Origin of the sequence: Fodinibius sp. (assembly GCF_041642155.1) — a bacterium.
In the GTDB taxonomy this organism is placed as follows: domain Bacteria; phylum Bacteroidota; class Rhodothermia; order Balneolales; family Balneolaceae; genus Fodinibius.
This window is the reverse complement of sequence record NZ_JBEPWZ010000345.1, coordinates 1-2,909: the sequence shown is the minus strand read 5'-3', so window position 1 is coordinate 2,909 and position 2,909 is coordinate 1. Positions and strand designations below refer to the sequence as shown.

1 protein-coding gene and 1 tRNA gene are annotated in these 2,909 nt (G+C 52.5%); one reads left to right on the top strand and one right to left on the bottom strand.

Features of this window, described 5'->3' with window-relative positions:
- Positions 1 to 98 precede the first annotated feature (98 nt).
- Positions 99 to 172 (bottom strand) — tRNA-Arg (locus ACESLU_RS13700).
- A 508-nt stretch (positions 173 to 680) separates the two neighbouring features.
- Here ACESLU_RS13700 and ACESLU_RS13695 point away from each other — a divergent pair.
- The coding region (locus ACESLU_RS13695) for a zinc-dependent metalloprotease (protein ID WP_372639190.1) at positions 681 to 2,909 on the top strand (2,229 nt) is incomplete at its 3' end.

The window sequence follows — 2,909 nt, the reverse complement described above, 5'->3', positions numbered from 1 at the left end:
AATCTTTGCCCAAAATTAAAAAGGCAGTTTAAATTAGCTCAAATATCAAAGCTCCCGAACATCTGTAACTCTTTATCAGTCAGAGGCTTATCGGGTAGTACGCCTGGGAGGATTCGAACCCCCAGCCTCCTGATCCGTAATCAGGTGCTCTATCCAGTTGAGCTACAGGCGCATCGAAATGAGAAACCAAAGATACGGTACTTTGGGAACCGAGGCAAACGGGATTGTCAAGAAAAATCATATCCTTTGACAGTATGCCCTGTCCCATGAAAACCATATCATTCATTTGATAGTCCGCCTTGCTAAAGCCATATCGGGCATAGAACTTACCATTAACTTTTTTAGCTTTCTTCCGTATATATTATATAATCTTAATTAAACGTAGGTTCGACATAAGGACTCGCCAATAACATAACCGTCACCGCGAAGAGGCGTTTTTTATTCTCGCGGCCTTATTAATGAGGTCAACATTAATGAGGTTAACATGGCGATCTATTCACTTGATATCTCGACAGTCTACGGATATTGCCCTGGATTGCTCCCGAAGGTTGCTGAATCCCTTGCAATGACCGTTAGTCATATCGAACTGAGGTTAATTCAGGAAGATAAAACAAAGCAGATGGCAAGGGATCAGTATCCTTAAACCAAAACAGATCAAAACCAAGATAGAGGCATGTATTATGATGAAATCAAAGTTAGTGACAGCCACGGCGTTGTGTGCAACCGTGCTTTTTTCGGGATGGGGGTGCGCGTCATTTCAAAAAGCGGCCAGCAATAATCAGCAGGACGGTACGCAGCAGGAAGCGTCCGAAGCGTACGACGACCTCATTAAGGATGCCGAACCATACGAGGGATACTTCGACCTGTATCAAAAGGACAGCGACCTCTATCTTTCGGTCCCCGACGAGAAGCTTAACGAGCCATTTCTTATGAACTTTGAGCTGGCCCGGGGGATCGGTGCTTCCGGCCTGTACGGGGGGACGATGTTGAATATTTTCGAGGGACTAATGGTATCTTTTGAAAAGCACGAGGGAAAAATATTTCTGGTCCGCCATCCCCACAGGTACAAGGCCATTGATGGGTCTCCGGAAGCGAAAGCCGTAGATCTTACCTACGGGGATTCGGTGGTGGAAATGGCGGAAATCAAAGCGTTTAATGCGGACAGCTCTCGCATGCTGATCAATGTGTACGATTGGTTTGTCGGTGATATATCGGGCATCTCTACGCGCGTGGAGCAGGCCGTGGGAGAGAACGGGCAACCGGGGCAGGCCAGCTTTGACAAGGATCGGTCGCACCTGGAGAACATCCAGAGCTTCCCGGGGAATGTGAACATACAGGCGAGGCTTACGTTTAAAAATTCGGGAGAGCATGCCCCGCGGACGGTGGCAGATGGACGCTATATCCCCCTTTCGCTGTTTTATACGATGGTGAAGCTGCCGGAGGAGCCGATGACCCCCCGGAAGGCGGACGACCGCACGGGTTATTTTATGACGGTCCATAAGGATTTTACCGACGACAATGAGACGTTTTTCCAGCGGTATGTCAACCGCTGGCGCCTGGAGTGCGGTAAGAAGTCCGTCGAGGACAACCTGTGTACGCCCCAAAAGCCGATAACCTATTATATCGATCACACGGTGCCGGAAGAGTATCGCGAGCCAATGATGGCCGGCGTTGAGGCCTGGTCCAGGGCGTTTGAAGCGGCGGGATTCCGTAATGCGGTACAGGCAAAGATACTGCCGGACACCGTAATGGCGGAGGACATCCGGTACCCTACGCTTCGCTGGAATACCTCGGACGAGCCCGGATACGGTGCTATCGGTCCCTCGGTGGTCGACCCGCGAACCGGGGAAATCCTGGATGCGGATATTCTGTTCGAGGCCAACATGTTATTGGGCAGCAAGGAGCAATATCGCCAGATGGTGGAGCCTAGAACCGCTATAGATGAAATTTTCAATGTCTCGGATGAGGAGCTGGCGCTGATAAGCCGCGGCGTCAAAACGAGCTCTTTTTATACGGAGATGAATACCCAGTTTGACCTGGTGCAGAGCCTGCTTATTGCTGAGGGCCAAATAGAGCCGGGGGAACCGGCGCAAGAGGAATTTGTGAACCAGATGCTAAAGTGGGTTACGATGCATGAAGTGGGACATACGCTCGGACTCCGCCACAATTTCCGGTCGTCGGTCGACACACCGCTGGACAGGCTCTATGACAGGGAGTGGACGGAAGATCATGGCGTATTCAGTTCGGTCATGGAGTATCCTTCGGTCAACCTCAGCCCGGAGGGACAATCCGGCAATGGCTATTACTATAACCCGGGCGTGGGCTCCTATGATCGCTGGGTGGTTTCGTACGGGTATACGCCCGATGATGCAGAGGCCCGGGAAATTGCCCGTCAGGCGGCCTCGGAGGGACATGCTTATGGTACGGATGAAGATGCGCGCGGGCCGGGAGCCATCGATCCCCATGTAAATGTCTACGACCTGGGCTCGGATCCGCTGGAGTGGGGGAAGGGCCGCGCGGAGCTGCTGCAGTCGATGATACCGGATATCGCGGATATCGCTTTGGAGGATAATGAAGCCTATTATGAAGCGACGGACCTGTTCCAGAGCTACCTGTACCAATATGCCCGGACCCTGACGCCGGCGGTCAAGTATATCGGCGGGCAGCATCAGTATCGCGATCACGTGGGAGATCCCGGGGGACGCAAACCATTTGTTCCGGTGAGCCGGAAGAAGCAGCAGGAAGCGCTGGACATGATCATAACGTCGGCTTTCAACCCGGATGCGGTGGTCCTGCCGAGGGAGATATACCAGCAGATGGGCGCTAATCGCTGGAGCCACTGGGGCCATGAAAATACGTACGGGGGACGCGTGGACTACCCACTGCACAGAACGCTTTCGGGGATCCAG